The organism is Pseudomonas agronomica (assembly GCF_025917275.1).
GTDB lineage: Bacteria > Pseudomonadota > Gammaproteobacteria > Pseudomonadales > Pseudomonadaceae > Aquipseudomonas > Aquipseudomonas agronomica.
Genome location: NZ_JAOSHO010000912.1, coordinates 1 through 948 on the forward strand (window position 1 = coordinate 1; position 948 = coordinate 948).

Genomic DNA, 948 nt, shown 5'->3' on the forward strand with positions numbered 1-948 from the left:
CCGTAGGAGCTGCCGAGCGAAGCGAGGCTGCGATCTTTTGATCTTTCCCTTGAGATTCAACTGTCAGGGGAAAGATCGCAGCCTCGCTTCGCTCGGCAGCTCCTACAGTGGGGCAGCGCCTTTACTGTTCCTTGCGAACCCAGCGCTCACGCCGCCATATTTGCTGCTCGGACTTGGTCTGGAAAGTCCACGCCACAAAACGGCTCTGCTTCTGCCCCTGCGACATCTCCACCACCTGGCTCTCCAGCGCGCCAGCCTTTTTCAGCGCGGTTTCGATGGCCGGCAGGTTCGAGGCTTTCGATACCAACGTGCTGAACCACAATACTTTGTGTTGGAAGTTCGCACTTTCGGCAATCAGCTGCGTCACAAAACGCGCTTCACCGCCCTCACACCATAGTTCTGCCGATTGCCCGCCAAAGTTCAGCACCGGCAGCTTGCGTTTCGGGTCAGCCTTGCCCAGGGCGCGCCACTTGCGCTCGCTGCCCTTGGTCGCTTCTTCCATCGAGGCGTGGAACGGCGGGTTGCACATGGTCAGGTCGAAGCGCTCGCCCGGTTCCAGCAGGCCAATGAGGATGTGCTTGCGGTTTTCCTGCTGGCGCAGCTGGATGACTTTGCTCAAGTCGTTGGATTGAACGATGGCCCTGGCGGCGGCGACCGCTGTCGGGTCGATCTCGGAGCCGAGGAAGTGCCAACGGTATTCGCTGTTGCCAATCAGCGGGTACACGCAATTGGCGCCCATGCCGATGTCCAGCACATTGACGATCGCACCACGCGGCACCTTGCCGTCGTTCATGCTCGCCAGCAGGTCAGCGAGAAAGTGCACGTAATCGGCGCGGCCTGGAACCGGAGGGCAGAGGTAATCCGCCGGGATGTCCCAGTGCTGGATGCCATAGAACGCTTTGAGCAATGCCCGGTTGAACACTCGCACCGCGTCGGGGCTGGCGAAGT

General features: G+C 60.5%; 1 protein-coding gene. It reads right to left on the minus strand.

All coding sequences use genetic code 11. The features are described from left to right. Window positions 1-121 precede the first annotated feature (121 nt). On the minus strand, window positions 122-948 hold an 827-nt coding region (rlmF, locus tag OC610_RS28060), incomplete at its 5' end, for a 23S rRNA (adenine(1618)-N(6))-methyltransferase RlmF (protein ID WP_264432881.1).